Source organism: Timaviella obliquedivisa GSE-PSE-MK23-08B (assembly GCA_019358855.1).
In the GTDB taxonomy this organism is placed as follows: Bacteria; Cyanobacteriota; Cyanobacteriia; order Elainellales; family Elainellaceae; genus Timaviella; species Timaviella obliquedivisa.
The window spans coordinates 248,048-268,110 of record JAHHII010000006.1; the positions used below are offsets into that span (position 1 = coordinate 248,048).

Annotated in this window: 16 protein-coding genes; 9 read left to right on the forward strand and 7 right to left on the reverse strand. The window is 48.3% G+C overall.

Going from position 1 to position 20,063, the window contains the following annotated elements:
• Window positions 1-125: 125 nt before the first annotated feature.
• From lpxB to KME11_13640, 6 genes are all read right to left on the reverse strand, one after another.
• Window positions 126-1,346, reverse strand: a complete 1,221-nt coding sequence (gene lpxB, locus KME11_13615; protein MBW4516247.1) for a lipid-A-disaccharide synthase — start codon at window positions 1,344-1,346, stop codon at window positions 126-128.
• Between the two features lie 32 nt (window positions 1,347-1,378).
• Complete coding sequence (gene lpxA / locus KME11_13620) at window positions 1,379-2,191, reverse strand: acyl-ACP--UDP-N-acetylglucosamine O-acyltransferase (protein MBW4516248.1); 813 nt, start codon at window positions 2,189-2,191, stop codon at window positions 1,379-1,381.
• Between the two features lie 48 nt (window positions 2,192-2,239).
• Window positions 2,240-2,749, reverse strand: coding sequence for a 3-hydroxyacyl-ACP dehydratase FabZ (gene fabZ, locus KME11_13625; GenBank protein MBW4516249.1), 510 nt, complete (start codon window positions 2,747-2,749; stop codon window positions 2,240-2,242).
• A 27-nt stretch (window positions 2,750-2,776) separates the two neighbouring features.
• Entirely contained in the window at window positions 2,777-3,661 is an 885-nt protein-coding gene (locus KME11_13630) for a UDP-3-O-acyl-N-acetylglucosamine deacetylase (GenBank protein MBW4516250.1), read from the reverse strand.
• Window positions 3,661-6,156 (reverse strand): BamA/TamA family outer membrane protein, encoded by a 2,496-nt coding sequence (locus KME11_13635; protein MBW4516251.1) that lies wholly within the window; start codon window positions 6,154-6,156, stop codon window positions 3,661-3,663. Before KME11_13635 ends, KME11_13630 begins: the two co-directional genes overlap by 1 nt.
• A 151-nt stretch (window positions 6,157-6,307) precedes the next feature.
• Entirely contained in the window at window positions 6,308-7,051 is a 744-nt protein-coding gene (locus KME11_13640; GenBank protein MBW4516252.1) for a phosphoribosylaminoimidazolesuccinocarboxamide synthase, read from the reverse strand.
• 259 nt (window positions 7,052-7,310) lie between these two features.
• On the opposite strand from KME11_13640, the gene KME11_13645 reads away from it, so the two are divergent.
• The 9 genes from KME11_13645 to KME11_13685 all read left to right on the forward strand — a co-directional run bounded on the left by KME11_13645 (window position 7,311) and on the right by KME11_13685 (window position 19,895).
• The gene (locus tag KME11_13645) at window positions 7,311-7,541 is read left to right on the forward strand and encodes a hypothetical protein (GenBank protein MBW4516253.1); all 231 of its coding nucleotides are present in this window, start codon (window positions 7,311-7,313) and stop codon (window positions 7,539-7,541) included.
• A 356-nt stretch (window positions 7,542-7,897) separates the two neighbouring features.
• The gene (gene cobW, locus KME11_13650; GenBank protein MBW4516254.1) at window positions 7,898-8,986 is read left to right on the forward strand and encodes a cobalamin biosynthesis protein CobW; all 1,089 of its coding nucleotides are present in this window, start codon (window positions 7,898-7,900) and stop codon (window positions 8,984-8,986) included.
• 442 nt (window positions 8,987-9,428) lie between these two features.
• The gene (locus tag KME11_13655) at window positions 9,429-10,505 is read left to right on the forward strand and encodes a glycosyltransferase family 4 protein (protein ID MBW4516255.1); all 1,077 of its coding nucleotides are present in this window, start codon (window positions 9,429-9,431) and stop codon (window positions 10,503-10,505) included.
• A gap of 288 nt (window positions 10,506-10,793) precedes the next feature.
• Window positions 10,794-13,034 (forward strand): amylo-alpha-1,6-glucosidase, encoded by a 2,241-nt coding sequence (locus KME11_13660; GenBank protein ID MBW4516256.1) that lies wholly within the window; start codon window positions 10,794-10,796, stop codon window positions 13,032-13,034.
• A 180-nt stretch (window positions 13,035-13,214) separates the two neighbouring features.
• Window positions 13,215-14,258, forward strand: a complete 1,044-nt coding sequence (locus KME11_13665) for a pentapeptide repeat-containing protein (GenBank protein ID MBW4516257.1) — start codon at window positions 13,215-13,217, stop codon at window positions 14,256-14,258.
• Between the two features lie 296 nt (window positions 14,259-14,554).
• A complete protein-coding gene (locus KME11_13670) occupies window positions 14,555-15,031 on the forward strand; it encodes a DNA starvation/stationary phase protection protein (protein ID MBW4516258.1) in 477 nt (158 codons plus the stop codon).
• A 145-nt stretch (window positions 15,032-15,176) separates the two neighbouring features.
• A complete protein-coding gene (locus KME11_13675) occupies window positions 15,177-19,115 on the forward strand; it encodes an Eco57I restriction-modification methylase domain-containing protein (protein MBW4516259.1) in 3,939 nt (1,312 codons plus the stop codon).
• Window positions 19,116-19,260: 145 nt separating this feature from the next.
• Complete coding sequence (locus KME11_13680) at window positions 19,261-19,491, forward strand: AbrB/MazE/SpoVT family DNA-binding domain-containing protein (GenBank protein ID MBW4516260.1); 231 nt, start codon at window positions 19,261-19,263, stop codon at window positions 19,489-19,491.
• Window positions 19,491-19,895: a type II toxin-antitoxin system VapC family toxin gene (locus tag KME11_13685; GenBank protein MBW4516261.1), complete on the forward strand. Its 405-nt coding sequence runs from the start codon at window positions 19,491-19,493 to the stop codon at window positions 19,893-19,895. Before KME11_13680 ends, KME11_13685 begins: the two co-directional genes overlap by 1 nt.
• A gap of 78 nt (window positions 19,896-19,973) precedes the next feature.
• Here the strand turns inward: KME11_13685 and KME11_13690 are convergent.
• On the reverse strand, window positions 19,974-20,063 hold a 90-nt coding region (locus tag KME11_13690), incomplete at its 5' end, for a transposase (GenBank protein MBW4516262.1).

Sequence of the window (20,063 nt, forward strand, 5' to 3'; positions counted from 1 at the left end):
AATTGAACTAAAACCAGTTTAGTTTGGTATTAAAGCCGATTTGGGCTTTAGCTTATATGACCCTAAGATAGAGTTTGGTGAATTGCAAGTAGGGGTTACAAATTTGTGATTATTAGGGGCAGCTTCTAGCGATCGCCATTCCTTTTGACCATCCCTAAAATCTCGTGGGCAGCGCGATCGCACACGCCTACCGCTCCTAGCTCTTGCCGCATCCGTTGGTATCCTGCCAGCATAGTGGCGCGACGCTCTGGGCTAGAAAGAATTTCTAGAGCTTCTTGAGCAATCCGGTCTGGCGTTGCATTAGCTTGGAGAAGTTCAGGGACGATTTCCTCCATCAGCACTAGGTTAGGCGGCGAGGCGAAGGGTATGGCGAGTTTAAGAATGTGTTCGGCAATCCAAGCGGTAACGGCATTGAGCCGATAAGTAATGACTTGAGGAACATTGAGCAGTGCTGTTTCAAGATTGACGGTGCCAGACTTAGCGATCGCCAAATCAGCCGCTGCAATGACAGTTTGAGAGGAATGAGATTGTTTTGAGATTAGGGTTGCTTGCAGTCTGTACTGCTGAATCGCTTGTTCTAATGGCGCTCGGTAAGTTTCTAAAGACAACGGAATCCAAAAATGGACGTGGGGCAGCTTTGCCTGAATTTGTTGGGCTGCGGCAAAAATGATGGGCAGAACATACTTAATTTCTTGGAGGCGAGAGGCGGGGATCAAGGCGATCGCCAGTTGATCAGACGCGATCCCCAAGGCTTGACGCGCTTCTAGGCGAGTAGGAGCAGTGACCATGCCATCGACTAAGGGATGCCCAACCCAAGTGACGTTACCACCTTTTTTTTGGTAGTACTCTGCTTCACCTTTAAAGATGGCAAGGAGGCGATCGCTCAGGCTGAGAATGCGCTGGGTGTTGCGATCGCTGAAAGACCAAACCCACTCTTGGGGAGCAATGTAGTAAACGGTAGGGACGTGAGGGAGGAATTTACGGATAAAGCCGCCAATGCCAAGGTTGGGGCCAAAGTAATCAATCAGAATGACGATATCGGGAGGATGGATTTGCAGGTGGCGTTTGGCTCGGCGCTGAAGCTGGAGGGTAGAGAAAATGTGAGGAATGGATTCGAGAATGCCGATGGAACTAATCGTGGTGGTGTCAGCAAGGAGAGTGGCACCCGCTTGAGACATGCGATCGCCCCCTAACCCCGTAATTTCAAGCGTTACGCCTTGGCTTAGAGCTTGGCGATAGAGGGATTCAATAAGAAGAGCGCCCTGAAGATCGCCGGAGACTTCGCCCGTGCTGATGAAGATGTTCAGATTTCTTGCCCGTTGTCCTTCAGTTTGACGAATGGTCATTGTGGGGTAATCGTTAGGATTTGGGGCAGAATCTACTCATCTAGAGTATGGGATCGTTTAGCAGGAGTGCAGCCGCGTCTGCCGGGAGAGCGGCTGAGCCTGAGGAATTGCTGAAGATGGTCTAGGGCTTCGTTTTGGGGGAGAAGTTCGAGTTGTTCCAGGGCTTCGGTAAAGGAAAGCCCTGAGCGGTAAAGGGTACGGAAAGCTTTTTTGAGGGATTGCAGAGTCTCGGTTTCGTCGGCTCGTTGAATACCAATTTTGTTAAGCGATCGCACTCTGGCTGGGTTGCCCTCAACAATCATGTAGGGCGGCACATCGCGGTTAATGCGACTCATGCCCCCCACCATAGCTAAGCGCCCAATGTGAACAAATTGGTGAACACCCAAAACGCCGCTGATCCGAGCACGAGATTCAATGTGGACATGCCCTGAGAGAGCAACGCTATTAGAAATAATCACCTGATCTTCAATGACGCAGTTGTGCCCCACATGAACGTATGCCATCAGCAGGTTATCGTTGCCTATCACCGTCGCATCGTTTGCCCAGGTGGCGCGGTTAATGGTGACATATTCACGAATAACATTGCGATCGCCAATCTTAACAAGGTTTAGTGAACCGTCGTACTTCAAATCTTGCGGCTCTAGCCCAATGGCAGCCCCCGGAAAAATATGGTTTCCTGTGCCAATTTCTACCCGTCCCTCTAAGATGGCATGATGCCCAATCACGCTGCCTGCACCCACTTTCACTTTTTCACCAATAACTGCATACGCCCCGATCTGTACTGTTGGATGCAGTTCAGCACCGGGAGAAATCACAGCCGTGGGATGGATCAAGGTAATAGTCAAAGTGGGACAGGTGGATAGAAGAGTACGGAATTCAGTGGAATAGGCGAATTATAGGTCTACTAGCGAGAAAGTGAGCAGCCCTTCAGCAACGAGTTGCCCATCCACCTCAGCACGACCCTGCATCTTACCAAAACGACGCGCTTTGACCGAAAGCAGTTCCACGGTCATGACCAGTTGGTCACCAGGAACAACTGGGCGACGGAACCGCACTTTGTCAATGCCTGCGAACATGAACAAACCTGGGGGCAAATCGGGCATTTGAGTGACCACGATGCCGCCCACTTGTGCCATCGCTTCAATAATTAACACACCAGGCATGATGGGCTTTCCAGGAAAGTGTCCTTGAAAGTGGGGTTCATTGAACGACACGTTTTTGATGCCGACTGCTTCTTTACCAGGGACGTAGCGAATGATGCGATCGACGAGGGAAAAAGGGTAACGGTGCGGCAGCAAGCGATGAATGTCTTCGATCGTTAGAACCGAGGGCTGGGGAACATCGTTAGGATCGAGGTCGGGAACAATGTGTGTGTTTGAGGGAGCTTCAGTCAATATTGCCATGGGTTGAGGTGCGAATAACGAGAATTTTTAAGCTAACGGGAGGACTTGAGTGAGACGCTGCGCCAATTGGGTATGCAATTGATGACTTGCCTTGTACGCCAGAATATGGGCACAAGGAAAACTGCCCAATAAACTCAAGTCTCCTATTAAGTCTAAAAGCTTATGACGCACTGGCTCATCTGGAAATCGCAAGGGCGGGTTCAGCCATCCTTCAGCACCACACACCAGCGCATTTTCTAAACTACCGCCTTTGATCAGACCTAAACTGCGCAAGTGGTCAATTTCATGGGCTAGCCCAAAGGTGCGTGCCGGAGCGATCGCCAGTTCAAAGCTTTCCTGCCCTGGCAGCCAGGTGTGCCACTGTTGACCAATGGCGACTAATTCAAAGTCAATGCCATAGGAAAACCGCAGGTGAGGGGCAGGTAGTGCCGCTACAAAAGCATCTCCAGAATGCACCCAAATCGGCTCAGAGATGGCATAGACAGGACGATCGCCCTCTTGCAGAAGGATGCCTGACTCGGCGATCGCGCTGACCCACTCTTGTGCTGAACCATCCAATAAAGGTACTTCTGCCCCATCAATTTCAATCCGAGCATTGTCTATTCCCATGCCGCTGAGGGCTGCCAACAAATGTTCCACGGTGCGAACTGAAGCCGAACCTTGTGCCAGTTCTGTTGAAAGCCGAGTCTGATGTAACTGAGCAGTGCGAGCCAGAATAATAGGCGATTCAGGCAGATCGGTTCGGACAAAATAGCGACCTTGCCCCACTGCCGCAGGGAGAACTCGTACCTGTGTCACTGCACCAGAATGGAGTCCCACGCCCGATCGCTCAAAGCTTCCTGCCAAGGTTCTCTGTTGGAAACTTGAGGGAGCCGAATCTGGATACGGGCGCTCGTCTTCGCAACGAATCATCAGAACCGCTCCCCTAGACCAAAAGAGAAGCGGTTACTGCCATCGTCGGCAATGCCATAGAAGACGCGGATTTGACCCAGAGGCGAGTTAACTTGGAGTCCTGCGCCATAGCCAAAGCCGCTACCGGGCTTGCCGCGATCGCCTGCAGGGTTACCCGGAACGCTATCGCCGCTCCCTAAGTCACTGGCAGCATCGACAAACAGAATGCCGCTAACAATCGAAACAATCGGAAAGCGATATTCGGCGGTAATTTGAGCGAAGCTGCGCCCACTGCCAATTTCTCCACCATCATAGGCTCGTACCGATCCGTCTCCGCCCAAGGCAAAGGCTTCGTAGGGCGGCAAATCTCCTAAGACTGTCCCAACTTGGGCGCTGAGGGCAATGGTTTCAGGGCAATCAGTAGGAGTCCGATCCTCTTGCCGACAGCCTGTAGTGAACCGAGTCAAACTCGTAGGAATGAAGTAACTATAGCTAGCTCGGAGACGATTAAATAGGATACCGTCTAAGGGAAGAGATTGCTCAGTGCTGAAGCGAAGTAAAGAACCACTGGTGGTGGCAGTTGGATTATTCCGACGATCCTGAGAAGCAGAAAATTGCAGGGTAGCGAGGTAATCTACTCCATCACTCGTAAAAGTGAGGTCTCTGCCCGTTGCCCGATTGACAACCTCACCGTCTTCGTTAATGAAGCGCCGATCGCTGTCCACGCGATCGCCATCGCCGTCCTGGATTGTTACCCGCTGTACCTGTGCGCCCAACGATGCACGCCAGCCATTATCTAGGGGGCGGGCAAAGGTGACCCCCGTCCCTAACCGGAAGATGCGAGGACGAGTGGCATCATCAAAAGAGTTCAATTCATCTAAGTCGGTCGATTGTAGCTGAATTTCGTCAGAGCCACCGTCAAAAATCTGGGAAACCGATTGCCGTCCAAACGCATTAACCGTATACGAAGTCCGGTAGGGGTCGCCGCCAATCCAGGGGTCAGTAAAGCTGAGGTCAAACAGGAGGGCGCGTTCGCCGACTTGCACTTGTGCGCCCACGCTCTGGTTATTGCCACCCAGGTTAGATTCCGTCAGGTTGATAGCACCAAACAATCCTGAAGAGGAGCTTAAGCCCGCACTAGCTCCAATACTGCCTGTTCGTCGTTCAGTCACGTTAACCACGACCTCAACCTTACGCGGATCGGTTTGGCTAGGGTTGAGCGATAGACTCAGGTCTTCAAAAATACCGAGGGCAAATGCTCGTTGCAAGTCTGCTTGAATAAGATCGCGGTTGAACACATCTCCTGGCTGTGATTCAAACTCGCGGGTGATGATAAAATCACGGGTTCTTCCGCGAATTGGCTCACCCTGGTCATCTGTGGCATCACCATCACGGTTTAAAAAGCGGAGTTGAATGTTTTCAATTTCTCCTTCCGCGACGGCTAGAGTCACCTGACCATCGGGTGCAACTTGGGGAGCATCAATAACCTGGGCTAACACGTAGCCGTTATCTTGATACAGCTTGTTCAGTTCTGCAACCCCTGCCTGGAACTCATTGAGGTTGATGATTCTGCCATATTGCGAGCCGAAAATGCCATCGATCGCCGCTTGGGTCGGCACTTCTTCGCCCTGATAAGTGATTGTTTCAACACTACTACCTTCTAAGCGGACGCTGCGAAGGGAAGGGTTAGGCTCTACGGTGAAGGCAACACGCACCCCCAAGGGTGTATCTTCAGGCGCAACCCGGACGTTGCTGAAAAAGCCAGTGGCAAAGATAGCGTTAATGTCTTCTTGAAGCTGCGATCGCGTCGTCGTCCGTCCTGCCACCGTGCGAATTGCCTGATAGACCGTATTTTGCAAGTCGCCCTCAACCCCTTCAACCGTCACTTCAGCAACCAAAACCCGAGGTTCGGGCGCTGTGGGTTCTGCGGTTGAGGGAGTAGGTAAGGTTCCGGGAGGCAATGGAGCAGGCGGCACTTGGGGAGCTTCTGGAGTTCCTGGATCTGTGGGGATAGGCACCGTTGGGTCTAGAGTCCCTGGATCTACGGGAGTAGGGGGCACTACTGGATCTGGAATAACAGGCGATGGAACAGGATTGGGAACCGGCACCACAGGATCAGTAGGTTGGGTGGGTAAGTCGGTTGGGGAAACGGGAGGCTCAGGAATAGGAGCCTGGTCTCCGGCAGTCGGCGGGTTAAGCTGGGTCTGTTGAACTGGAGTTGCTTGAGCAATCTCTTGGCGATCGCTAGTCGGTGCAACTTCAAGCCAAGCATTGGCGGTCGATCGACTAAACTCAGGCTGCACCTGTTCAGGGGTTACTGCCCCTTTGTTCGCTAGCGGCAACACTAAGCCTTCTAGGTCTTCGTCCAGTTCTAGAGCAGTTGGATTAAAGCTTGCAGCGACCCAATTGTGGGTCGCCTGTTGATCAAGGGCAGGAGCCTGAGCCTGGGCAGGTCTAGTAAAGCTAAACGCTGCGGAAGCAGTCAACACTGCCAGCAAAACGGGAGAACAACGCATATTAATTGGATTATTTGACACTTCCACACACCTAGAACTTTCAGACATCTAGAGCTTATCGCGGGTTCCCGATGCTACACAAAGGTTACCAATGCCATAGAGATTGCTGATCCCATGAGCAAACTGGGTCATTTTACCCTATTGATTGCTCTTACGGTTGAACGGGTTGTGCCAGTACTCGTTCTAGCACTTGGCGATAGGCATCTTCTACGGCACCCAAATCGCGCCGGAACCGATCTTTATCCATCACTCGACGCTCGGGGTCAGTTTCCGCCTGATTCCACAACCGACACGTATCTGGACTAATTTCATCTGCCAGCAGCAGTGTGCCATCCGCAGCCAGACCGAACTCTAGCTTAAAGTCCACCAGTGTAATGCCACAGTGACCAAAGAAATCTGTCAGGATACGGTTAATGTGGAGTGCCATTGTTTCCAGGTGGCTGACTTGAGCAGGGGTGGCGAGTGCCATTAGAAAAAGGCGATCGCGCGTTAGCAAAGGGTCACCTAACGCATCATTCTTGTAATAGAACTCCACTAACGGCTGAGGTAGCACGGTTCCTAACTCAATTCCTGTTTGTTGACAGAGACTACCCGCTGCAATGTTCCTGACGACAACTTCTAGAGGCACAATTTGAACCGACTTAACTCGCATCTCGTTAGCAGAAGGGCGATCGATGTAGTGAGTCAGCACCCCTTGCGCCTCAAGCATTTGAAACAAATGGGTAGAGATGGCACAATTCATCTCGCCCTTACCTACAATACTGCCTCGTTTCTGGGCATTAAACGCCGTTGCATCATCTTTAAAGTGGGTCAGCAAAATATCAGGGTCATCGGTGGTGTAAAGAATTTTGGCTTTGCCTTCGTAAAGTTTTTGACCCGCAGGCTGTACAGACATAGGAAGTTAAGAAGAAAGGGCTTAACTATTTTAGCGGTGAGGTTTCCCTAATCGCGTTATTCGGTAAGGGGACTTGCCTGATACTGGGCGATCGTCTTTAGATATTAAATTTGAGTATCAAATAATACACTCTTTAAATTTTTTACAGGATTAATACAAAGTATCAAGCTTAGCTAATATTGCAATAGAGTTATGATTGGATTAAGAGAAGGTTAACAAAAGTCATCGCAATCAGTAATTTAATTCAGGAAAAATTATGATGACCCATCAATCTGACTTTTTCAGCCCATGCAGCCGCTATTACGGAGAAATTAAACCTCAGAATCTAGCGTTCAATGCAAACCTACAAGAGTTTGCAAACCGTGTCACGCTCATCTGCGGACTAGAAACTAACGGCAAAATGACTCCCGAAGAAGCCTACAGAGATATAGCGTTGCTTTGGAATCAGCTTAAGCGCAGCAAAAAAGAGTTAGGAATTGGACTAGATTAACCGTAGAGAGCCCCATGGCTATTGCGTACTATTGCGAGTCTGCGGCAATCTTTAAACAAATATTGAATTATTCTAGAGCGATAGACTCTTCAACCAGTCAAAGGACTACTTTTTCTCTATGCTGACTATGCTGAATACTAGTGAGTTATAACTTGGGTAAACAGATTTGGTGGCTGTAAGTTTCCAGACCTTAACGCAATTAAACCTATGTTATGAAGCCTGTAGATGTTCAAAAAAGCACTGATTTCTTAAATAAAAGTCGGGCGATCGCTTTCATTGGCTGCATCTGCTGGAGCCTTGGGGCGACCTTACTTAGTCATTTTATTGTAGGGTTATTGTTTTAAGGCTGTTGTTTCATGCACAAGATTCCCGTTACTGTTATTAGTGGCTTTTTAGGCGCTGGAAAAACCACCCTCATTCGCCACTTGCTGCAAAATAATGAAGGTAGACGTATTGCTGTTTTAGTCAATGAGTTTGGCGAAATTGGGATTGATGGAGAGCTACTCCGCGATTGCCAAGTCTGCCCTCCTGAGGACGAAGGAAACGCGGCGCAGACGGCATCAAAAAGCGATGGAACCATCCCCAATAATAGCCCTACTAACATTGTTGAACTGACCAACGGTTGCCTGTGCTGCACAGTTCAAGAAGAATTTTTGCCCACAATGCAAGAACTGCTGAAACGTCGGGATCAACTGGACTGCATTTTAATTGAAACGTCGGGTTTAGCCTTACCCAAGCCCCTAGTGCAAGCCTTTCGCTGGCCTGAGATTCGGGTGGGAGCAACGGTTGATAGCGTCATTACGGTGGTAGATTGCGAAGCTCTATCCAAGGGGCAGGTTGTAGGGGACTTAGAAGCTCTCAACGCCCAACGGCAGGCAGATGCAAGCCTAGAGCATGAAACGCCCATTGAGGAATTATTTGAGGATCAGCTTGCCTGTGCTGACCTCGTGCTGCTCACAAAAGTCGATCGCGTGGATGCTCAAGGACAGGCGCAGGTGCAGCAGTGGTTAAAGCAAGAGTTATCAGACAGCGTTAAGGTTGTGTCATGTGAGCGAGGACAAGTTTCTCCTAGCTTACTGCTAGGCTTTAATGCCGCTGTTGAGGATGACTTGGAGAATCGTCCGAGCCATCATGATACGGAAGAAGAACATGAGCATGATGACGACATTAACTCAGTTCAGTTCATTGTAGATGAATCATTTGAACCCACAGTATTGATCGATCGCTTGCAAGCTTTAGTTAAACAGCAAGAGATTTATCGAGTCAAAGGATTTGTGGATGTGCCGAACAAGTCAATGCGACTGGTACTACAAGGAGTAGGCGATCGCTTCGACTACTTCTATGATCGTCCGTGGAAGTCTGCTGAACTCCGGCAAACAAGGCTAGTGTTAATTGGGCGATCGCTGGATCAAGAACAGGTTAAAGCTAGCCTTCAGTCATTCTAAAGTCTAAGAAAAGTGATTGAGCGATCGCTGTACCCACTTCAATTAGCATTGAGATGGGTACGGTAAATCTCCTTTGATAAACAAATTTTACCCAGTTGCTTGAGATACAGAACTGACCACTTTGAAGATGCTGTAATGAAACAGGCAGAAAGCTTACTCAGCGTCTTCATGCAAAAGGAATATCTTCTTAAGTCAAATGTGATACGTTAAAAGAATATAAAGTCTTACCTCCTACGTCAAATTGAATATTTTTGATATCAAACTGTTTAAGGAGTTTAAAGACTTGGTAAAATTTTACTCAATTACTAAATAACTCAATTACTAAATAGCTAAAGCCCTGCTTGCGTCCGAAAACTGCTTTTGTTCGTGCTGCTCTTTAATGCCCGGTGACATGTTGAGGTTTTACTGAGTACGTAGCTATACATTAAACAAGGAGATTTACATGCGGATTGCACAAATTGCGCCTTTGTGGGAAAGGGTGCCGCCTCCCGCCTATGGCGGCACTGAGTTAGTTGTAAGCTTGCTAGCAGATGAGTTAGTGAAACGCGGGCATGAGGTTACCCTATTTGCCACAGGCGATTCAATTACTCAAGCAAAACTCGACGCGGGCTCTGATTTGCCTTTACGAGCAAAAGGGGTCAGTATCTTAGAATATCCAGTTTATGACTTAGTACGGCTCACGCCTTTATTTGAACGCGCCGATGAGTTTGACATCATTCACTCTCATGTAGATATCAGTGCATTGCCTTACGGCAATTTTGTTAAAACGCCTGTAGTTCACACCGTTCATGGTGTTATTCCAAAAGTAGCTGAGCAACTGTATCAGCTTCATCGTGATCAGCATTACGTCAGCATTTCTAACTCGCAACGGCGGCATGACTTAGGATTGAATTACGTAGATACTGTGTATAACGGCATTAATCCCAGTACTTACAAGTTTCATGCTGAGGCAGCTAACCCTCCTTACCTCGTTTTCTTTGGGCGCATGTCTCCTGAAAAGGGGCCTCAGCTAGCGATCGAAATAGCCAAGCGAGCAGGCTGGCATCTCAAAATGGCGGGCAAAGTTGATCCTACCGATCGTGAGTTTTATGAGCGTGAGGTCGAACCCTTGATTGATGGCGAACAAATTGTTTATTTGGGCGAGGCAAATCATGCTCAAAAGAGCGAAATTATGGGCCCCGCAGTTGCTACCCTTTGTCCTCTCACCTGGGAAGAACCCTTTGGTTTAGTGATGACAGAATCAATGGTTTGCGGCACCCCTGTCATTGCGATCGCCCGTGGTGCAGCCCCAGAACTCATCTTAGATGGCAAAACAGGCTTCCTCTGCAAAGATGTTGAAGCCTGCGTTGAAGCTGTTAATAAAGTTCAAAGCCTCGATCGCCGTGCTTGCCATGATCACGTCATCAACAACTTTAGCAATGCTCGCATGGTAGACGGCTACGAGGCTGTGTATCGTCAGCTCATGGAAGCACGATTTGCAACCAATGGGCACCTCAAACATGCAGCGCTCTCGAACTAAAGCAAAGACAGAAGATTGAGCGTTATTAACCTTTAGTTTTTAACCCTCAGTCTTCCAAATTGCTGAACAGCTTTAAAGAAAAGAAGAAAAAATATTGCAAAATGTCATGTTTCTACAACATAACGACTGATTCTTCTTTCTTTTAGCATTGCCGATGAGAGCAAAAATTGAAAACATTGCCAAAAACAATGAGTTCTCTCAGTTTTCGGAACCCTCTCTTGTTCATAATGGATGGCTAGGCAGTAGAAAGCGAGCCTCCCAATGTGATAAGTCACGGAGTTTGGAATTATGGCTGAGATTTTAGAGCTAGATGGAAGAACGTTTGTCCCCGCCGAGCAACTCGCAATACCGGAGTGGTCTTACGTGACAGGAAAACGGTTGCAACCTACCCTCACGTTGAAAGATGATGATTTATTTATCATTACTGATACGCTAGGCAATATTTCTGGCGATGCGAGTGAAGATGGAAATACGAGCCTGGGGTTGTTTTGTCGCGATACGCGGTTCTTAAGTCGATTAGAACTACAAATTGAGGGGCGATCGCCTGTTTTACTCAGCAGCACCGCCCAAAAAGGATTTGCCCTATCTGTGCTTTGCGCTAACCCCTATGTAGAAGGTCGCCTTCCTGCTGAAATTGTTGGCATTCAACGAGACTTAGTGCTAAACGGCGCGCTGTTTGAAGAGTTTGCGATTACTAATTACAGTCGTGTACCCATTCAGTTTGAGCTAAGCCTTAGCTTTGATGCCGACTTTGCTGACCTGTTTCAAATTCGGGGCTTCACGCGCGAACATCAAGGTCGCCTATTGCGCCAGGTGACAGACAATCCAGAAGCCATGCAAGACTTTGCGGCATTAGCATTAGAAACTGGACAATTAACGCTAGCTTACCAGGGGATAGATGGAGCCGTCGTCGAGTCGCGGATCCAGTTCTCGAATTTGCAGCCCGATGGCTTTAAGGGATATACCGCCATTTGGAAGCTAGAGCTAGAATCTCACGAAACTAAGCAGATCGGCTATCGTTTGCAACCCATGACCAGCAATCGCCCCGCTTCGGTCGTCAGTCCACCGATGACTTTACGGCAGGCGATCGCCGCTGAGTCAATGGAAGAGGGAGACTGGCGCGCCTCTGCCACCAAGATTCGCTCCGACAACCGTGCTTTTAATCAGGTTATTGAACGAGCCGAGCAAGACGTTTATCTCCTGCGCCAAAGCTTTGGCAAGGGCAAAGTTTTGGCGGCTGGCATTCCCTGGTTCTCTACCTTGTTTGGACGCGACTCCATCATTGCTGCCGCCCAAACCCTCATCCTTGATCCAGAGATTGCTCGGCAAACGCTTTACACCTTGGCGCACTATCAAGGCAAGCTTGAAGACGATTGGCGCGAAGAACAACCTGGCAAAATTCTTCACGAACTGCGCCTGGGCGAGATGGCAAGGTGCGGCGAAGTGCCCCATACGCCGTACTATGGCACAGTAGATGCGACCCCTCTCTGGCTGCTGCTTTACGCCGACTACTATGCTTGGACGCACGACCAGGAAACCTTAGAGCAACTCTGGGACTGTGCCCTTGCAGCGATGGATTGGATCGATCGCAACTGCCGCCAGACGGGTTATTTAGCCTACTACCTCATTTCTAAGAGAGGACTGCGAAATCAAGGCTGGAAAGATTCAGAAGACTGCATTGTTTATCGCAACGGCGAGTTAGCAGAAGGGGCAATTTCTCTGTGCGAGGTGCAAGCCTATGTGTACGCCGCCAAGATGAAGCTAAGCGAAGTAGCCAGAATGAAAAAGCGGCTGGACTTATCCGATCGCTGGCAGGAAGAAGCTCGGAGTCTCCAGAATCGGTTTAACCGCGACTTTTGGTTGGAAGACCAAGGCTATTGTGCGATCGCGCTAGATGGAGAAGGGAAACCCGTTGATGGCATCACTTCTAATCCCGGTCATTGTCTAGGTTTAGGCATCCTTTATCCCGATAAAGCCAAAAGCGTAGCCGAACGTCTGCAAGCCCCCGACATGTTCAACGGCTGGGGGATTCGCACCCTGAGCAGCCTGTCGCCAGCCTATAATCCCATGGGTTATCACATTGGCTCGGTGTGGCCTCACGATAATGGCATGATTGCAGCAGGATTGCGATCGCTGGGTCGAGTTGATCAAGCCCTGGAAGTTGCCCAAGGTGTAATTGACATGACGCTCCAGCAGCCCTACCAGCGTCCACCCGAATTATTCTGCGGCTACGAGCGCACAATTGACAATAGCCCCGTCCGCTATCCAGTCGCTTGCTCACCCCAAGCCTGGGCATCGGGAACCATCTTTCAATTCCTGCACATTATGGTAAACCTAGCGCCCGATGCCCCCGGAAACTACCTGCGAATTGTTGACCCGGCTCTGCCTGAGTCAGTTCATCACCTGTCTCTGCACAATCTCCGCATTGGGCAAACGCTAGTAGATCTGGAGTTCGAGCGCTCTGGGAACACGACAGCTTGCCGAGTTACCAAAAAGCGAGGCAACCTCAGAGTAATTATCGAAGCGTAGGTTTTGTCAAAGGCATCTTCCCGGCTGCTTTATTTCTTTTCTGACTGCTTCAAAGAGAATACGCTTCTCTTTGAAGCAGTCAGAAATTTTTTTAAACTGTCCGGGTAAATGCCTTTTGCCTGTGTATCAGATTTAAAGGACTCATGCATCTTCATCCCAACCATCAGCGCTTATCAGGCAATGTCTACAATCAAACCTCGTAAATCACGCAAAGCTTGGCGAAATTGGCTAGAACCCGCGATCGCCGCCCTCCTCGTTGTTCAAGTTCAAGGCACCAGCACCCTTTCTAACCGTGCCCTCGCCGATGAACCTAGTGCCTCTGACCGCCTGCTCGAGCGCACGACGCTCCAGCGAACGCCGTCACCTGTACAGCCTTCGCAATCGTCTCGCCCCCTGCCCTCTGCTTGGACACTCCAAAATTATCAAAATCAGATTTATCAACTGGTTAAGAAAGAAAACCTCAAAGAGTCTCCAGCTACAAGCAAGACGCGCGATCGCGCCCGAAATCAAACCTTGACCACTTTGAGGCAGCTTGATGGGCAAAGCAAAGCCAAACTGCTGACATTTCTAGAAGACTCCAACTTAATTTTTGTAGAAAACGCCGTTATTTCTTTAATTGGGGCAGACCTAAGCAACGCTGATCTCAGCAGCTTCAGCCTGAACAATGCTGACTTCCGCGAAACCGATCTGAGCGACACCACATTAACTCGTACCAACCTGAGCGGAGCAATGTTGTTTCAAGCAAACTTGGGTAGAACAGACGCAAGTTTTGCTAACTTCAGTGGTGCAGAGCTATTTCGAGCAAATTTACGCGAGTCTAACTTGTTGTTGGCAAACCTGAGTGGAGCCAAAGCCAAAGGAGCAGATCTGGGGTTTGCTGACCTCGTCCTAGCCAACCTGCGAGGGATTAACCTGAGCAATGCTAATTTAGGCAGCGCTGACCTTTCCTATGCCAACTTAAGTGGAGCAGAGCTAGCGTTCGCTAATTTTGCAGAAGCGAACCTGGCGTTTGCCAACTTGATGGGAGCAAAGCTGAATGGAGCAGACCTCAGCGGTGCTAACCTTACCGGGGCAGATTTACAAGGCGTTGACCTAAGCGGGGCAAGTTTGCGAAATGCCGATTTGAGCACGGCAAAGCTAGAGGGAGCAAACCTGTTTGGAGCAGATTTGAGTGGTGCGTTGTTGGCAGGGACAACGATGCCAGACGGGAAAGTTAGAAAATAAGCAATGATCTCTTTGCTTGTATAACCGCTTTGCTTAGGTAAGAGCTTGCCGGGGAGATTCTTGCGGCAATTTTGTGATGTCATCCCTTTGCTATGCTCCCTGTTGAAGCAGGCTTAGTTGAGATCAGTTTTTTATAAGAGAAATTGCAAAGCGTACTCATTATGAGTATGATTAACATATGGAATTGATAGCGGGGCAATCTTGAGTTTCAAGAATTGATCTTTCGACGATCGATCGCCTTTCTCTTCCAGCCTCTATGATCAAACCTAAGCTCTACAACAGAGAGGAAACCCGTAATGACAGCGACATTGACCCAAAAAGCAGCTTTAGTTGCAGCCCTCAACCGTGAACAAGCCAACACGCTTGTGGCATATCTCAATTACAAAAAATATCACTGGTTTACGTTTGGTCCTTTGTTCCGCGATGTTCATTTGCTGTTTGATGAACAAGCCACTGAAGTGTTTGCCATGCTGGATGAATTGGCTGAACGCAGCCTCATGATTGACGGCACTCCTGTGGGCGACCCCGCAGATTATTTGACTACGGCTACGGTCACCGCTTCGGTGGGACAACTTTCGCTAAAAGACATGATTGCTGAAGCGATCGCCACTCACGATTTGATCATTGAGGAAATGCATCAAGACGCTGAGGCGGCTAACAAGGCAGGTGATATTGGAACAGCAGATCTGTACACCCGTTTAGTGCAAGTCCATCAAAAACACCGCTGGTTCCTGCGCGAGTTTTTGAAAAAGGGTGATGGTTTAGTCTCTTAATCCGCAGGTACGGCATTATTGAATGCAAGGATCACCTCCCTTCAAAACCCCTTTCCTTTAGGAGAGGGGTTTGGGGAGAGGTTTCTAGAACCTAACCCCTAGCCCCTTCCCTAAGAGGGCAGGGGAACATGAGGAAAGAAGAATTATGACGGATGGGCAAAAACCGAACAAGCCGCTGTTTTCACGGCATTATCTGGAGCACCGGATTCAAGAGTGTCCAGAATGGCAGGTAGATGTAGCGGCTGGGTTTGAGGCTTTGGAAAAGCTCTATCTGTCTAAAAAGGATTTGTTACCGACGCTGAGTGAAGCGCACACTGAAGACGTTTTTATTAAGCCTGCGCTGGATATTTTAGGGTTTAGCCACATTCCGCAGGTGACGACGCGGGGCAAGGGCAGGGCAGAGCGACCGGACTATGCTTTGTTTACCAATGAGGGCGATCGCGATGAGGCTTATTCTCTTCAGAAGGATGAGTCGGCGTTTTATGCGCGGGTGAGGGCGATCGCGGAGGCAAAGTATTGGGAGCGTCCGCTGAGTAAGGTTTCGTCTAACGATCAGCGCGATATTTACAAGAATGAAAATCCATCGTTTCAGATTTCTAGCTATTTGACGGGAACGGGAGTCGATTGGGGGATTCTGACGAATGGGCGCGAGTGGCGGCTGTATTATCGGCAGGCTTCTTCGACGGCGACGGAGTTTTATCCGGTTGATTTGGTGAAGTTGTTGGAGGCGGGCGATCGGGAGCAGTTTAAGTATTTTTGGTTGTTCTTTCGGCAAGAGGCATTGGTTAAGGATTCGCAGGGGCGCAATTTTTTGGAGCGGGTGCGGGAAGGTAGCACGACCTATGCAACTCAGGTGGGGAATGAACTGAAGGCTTTGGTGTTCGATCGCATTTTTCCGGGTTTGGCAGGAGGATTTGTGGTGGATGCGACGCGGCGCGGTGAACAGGTGACTTCGGAGCAGGTGTATGAATCCACGCTGTCTTTTTTATATAAGCTGTTGTTTTTGCTTTATGCTGAAGCCCGAAATTTGCTGCCGATCGATCGCGATTATCGGGATCATAGTTTGATTAAGATGACGCAGGAAGTGGCTTTGGGCATGGAGCGTCAGAAGAAATTGAGTCAGACTTCTACGGGGCTGTACGATCGCTTGCTGAGTTTGTTTCAAATTGTCGATCGCGGTGATGCGGGGTTGGAGGTGCCGCGCTATAACGGTGGGTTGTTTCACTTTGATTTTAGTCAGCCTAGCGATCGGGTTGAGTATCGGGCTAATTATTTTTTGTCTCGCTTTAAGCTGTCGGATGCGGTGCTGGCTCCGGTATTGGATCGGTTAGCCCGTTTTGAAGGACAGCCGATCGATTATGGCTTTTTGGGGGTGCGGCAACTGGGTTCTATTTATGAGGGGTTGTTGGAATATCGGGTGGCGATCGAGGATGCGTCGGGCAATGTTCATCTTGAGAATGATAAGGGTGAACGCAAGGCGACTGGCTCGTATTATACGCCTGACTATATTGTGAAATACATTGTAAGTCACACGCTGAAGCCGATTTTGGAACAGCGGCAAGCGCGGTTTGGTGAACTGATGGCGCAGATTATCCAACTGCATTCTGACCTGGAAGATAAACGGCTGGGGGTGCAAAGTCTGAACGGATTGCGGAAGGATTTGCAAGGGCTGGAACGTGAGGCGCAAAGCACTTTACTGGATATTAAGGTGTGTGATCCGGCGATGGGCAGCGGTCATTTTTTGGTGGAGGCGGTGGACTATTTGACGGATGAACTGATTCGGATTTTGACGCTGTATCCTGAGCAAAATCCGGTGATGGAAATGCTGGAGCAGACGCGCCAGAGCATTTTACAAAACCTGAAACAGCAGGGGATTACGATTAATCCCGATCGCCTGGAACCGACGCAGTTGTTGCAACGGGTGGTGATGAAGCGCTGTATTTATGGAGTGGATTTGAATTTGATGGCGGTGGAGTTGGCGAAGGTGAGTTTGTGGCTGCATTCGTTTACGATCGGCGCACCGTTGAGCTTTTTGGATCATCATTTGCGGTGTGGGAATTCGCTGATTGGGACGACGGCTAGGGAAGCGGAAGCGGCGATGAGTCAGGAGTCTGGCGGGCAGTTTAATTTGTTGTCGGGTCCTTTTGTGGGGTTGCTGACGGCGGCAGAAATTATGCGGGGCGTGAGTGTGTTGAGCGATGCGACGTTTGCTGAGGTGGAACAAAGCGAAACTTTATTTCGATCGTTTGATGAAGCGGCTAAGCCTTATAAACGGTTGCTTGATATTTATGTTTCTAAGTTTTTTGGCTTGAAACGAGCGGAGCATTTTTTGCGAGTGTATGGCACGAATGCGATCGCGGCTGACTCTAAAACGATGAATGCAGCAGATGCCGCTGTTTATGACGATGCCCTAAAACTCAGTGACGAGAAACACTTTTTTCATTGGGATCTGGAGTTTCCAGAGGTATTTATTGATTTAGAAAATGCAAGTTGGAAAGAGCGTCCAGGCTTTGATGCGGTAGTGGGCAATCCGCCCTATGTCCGGCAAGAAGGATTGAGCGAATTCAAGCCCTTTTTTCAAGCTGTTTATGAAAGCTATAGCGGTGTTGCCGACCTCTACACTTATTTTTATGAGAAGGGACTAAAAGTATTGCGGCGAGGTGGATTTTCGTCCTACATTGTGACAAATAAATGGCTGCGGGCGGGCTATGGGGAAGCGCTACGACGGTTCTTTGCTGCGAATAGCCAGTTTGAAGAAATTGTAGATTTTGGTCATGCTCCAATTTTTGCCGATGCCGATACATTTCCCTGCATTGTGGTGGTACGAAAACCAATAACACCCAATGTTTTGCCTTTACCAAACATACTGCCACCCACAGACCAAACGGTGCGGATATGTCCGGTTCCTCGTGAAGCTCTAGCGGGAATTGACCTAGATGGCTATGTGAAATCAGAAGGCTACGATGTGCCCTGGTCAAGATTTAGCGAAGCCCCCTGGAGTTTAGAGCGTCCCGACGTTGGGGCATTGATGGAGAAGATTCAACAGAGGGGAGTCCCGTTAAAAGAATATGTTGGTTGCAATCCTTACTATGGAATTAAGACGGGTTTTAATGAGGCTTTTGTAATTAGTAACGATTTATGTAAACGTTTAACTGAGATCGAGCCTAATTGCATTGGAATTATCAAGCCATTTTTACGAGGACAAGATATAAAAAGATGGAATTCTGAATGGCATGACTTGTGGATGATTGTTGCACATAAAGATCTTGATATTGACTCTTATCCGGCAGTCAAGAACCATTTGAAAAAGTATAAATCTGAATTAAAAGCAAGAGCAGGAATCCAGGAATGGTGGCAGTTACAAGCATCACCAGCATTTTTGCCCCTTTTTGAAGTACCCAAAATTATTTATCAGGAAATTCAATTTCATCCATCTTATAGTTTTGATGATTCTGGATACTTAACAAATAACAAAGCATTCATACTACCTAAAAAAGATTTGTATGTGCTAGGAGTATTAAATTCTCCATTAATTTGGTGGCATAATTGGCGCTTTTTGCCTCACATGAAAGATGAGGCTTTGACACCTAAAGGTGAACTCATGGAAATTTTCCCGATCGCCCCACCCACCGACGAAATCCGTGAACAAACCGAACCCAAAGTTCAGCGCCTCATTGACCTCACCAAAACCAATCAGCAATCCTATCGTGATGTATTGGACTGGATGCAGTCACGTTTTGGAATTGATAAACTAGGGCAAAAACTAGAGCGCTTTGCCACCCTCAGCGAAGCCGAATTTTTAACCGAACTGCGAAAGCGCATTCCTCAGAAAGGCAAAACGGGCGATCCTTTAGGCGTAGCTGGGCAAAAAGAAATGAAACAATTCTATGGTGACTATGCCCTACCCATGCAGACCCGCAACCGAGAAATTTTGCAGCTAGAACATCAGATTTCTGATCTAGTCAACCAAGCCTATGGACTCACCCCCGAAGACATCGATTTGATGTGGCGCACTGCCCCACCCCGAATGCCAATTCAAAGGAATTCTCAAAATGCAACTGATGCGATGCGATCGCTTGATTGATGCGATCGTGTATCGATTGTATGGGTTGAGTGAGGAAGAGAGGGCGATCGTGGAGGGACGCGACAAATAGCGAGAAAAAGAACATCAATATAAGTATTAACGTCAAAGAAAAATCATCTACAAACTCTTAATAAAGGAGAACAACATGGAAATTGCCAAATTAGTAAACGATGGAAACAATCAAGTCGTCATTTTGCCAAAGAAATTTCACTTGGAAGGCAGTGAAGTCTACATTAAGAAAGTAGGGGATACAATCATTATTATTGCCAAAGATCATCCCTGGCAAACCCTATTTGATAGCCTCGAAAACTTCTCTGATGATTTCATGGAAGCCAGAGAACAACCTAATCTTCAAGTCCGCGAGGATCTATTTTGATGCAGTTTTTACTTGATACAAATATCTGCATCTACATCATCAAACGGAAACCTCAGCAAGTCTTAAATCGATTTCAAACGCTGAACATTTCTGATATAGGCGTTTCATCTATTACTGTGGCAGAGTTAGAGTACGGTGCTTATAAAAGCCAACGCATAGAGCAAAATCGAGTTGCACTGGGTCAATTCTTGACACCGCTTGAAGTTTTACCATTCGATGAGCAGTCAACCCAAATCTATGGAAACCTTCGTGCTGCTCTAGAGCATCAAGGTAACATTATTGGAGCAATGGATCTACTCATCGCGGCTCAAGCAAAATCGTTAGGATTGACACTGGTTACAAATAATACAAGTGAATTTTCGAGAATTCCCGATCTAAATCTGCAAAACTGGGTAGAGCCATGAAGATTGAATACTTTCCTGAAACGGATACATTGGCGATCGAGCTAAGAGGATGTTTGAAAAGTTATGGCAAGTCAGATTTTACGCCAATCGCCTCACCATAATCCGGATCATCGCCAGATAGATCAGAGTCTCTGAGGTCTGCGGAAGGTGTTCATAATCTTTGTTCAA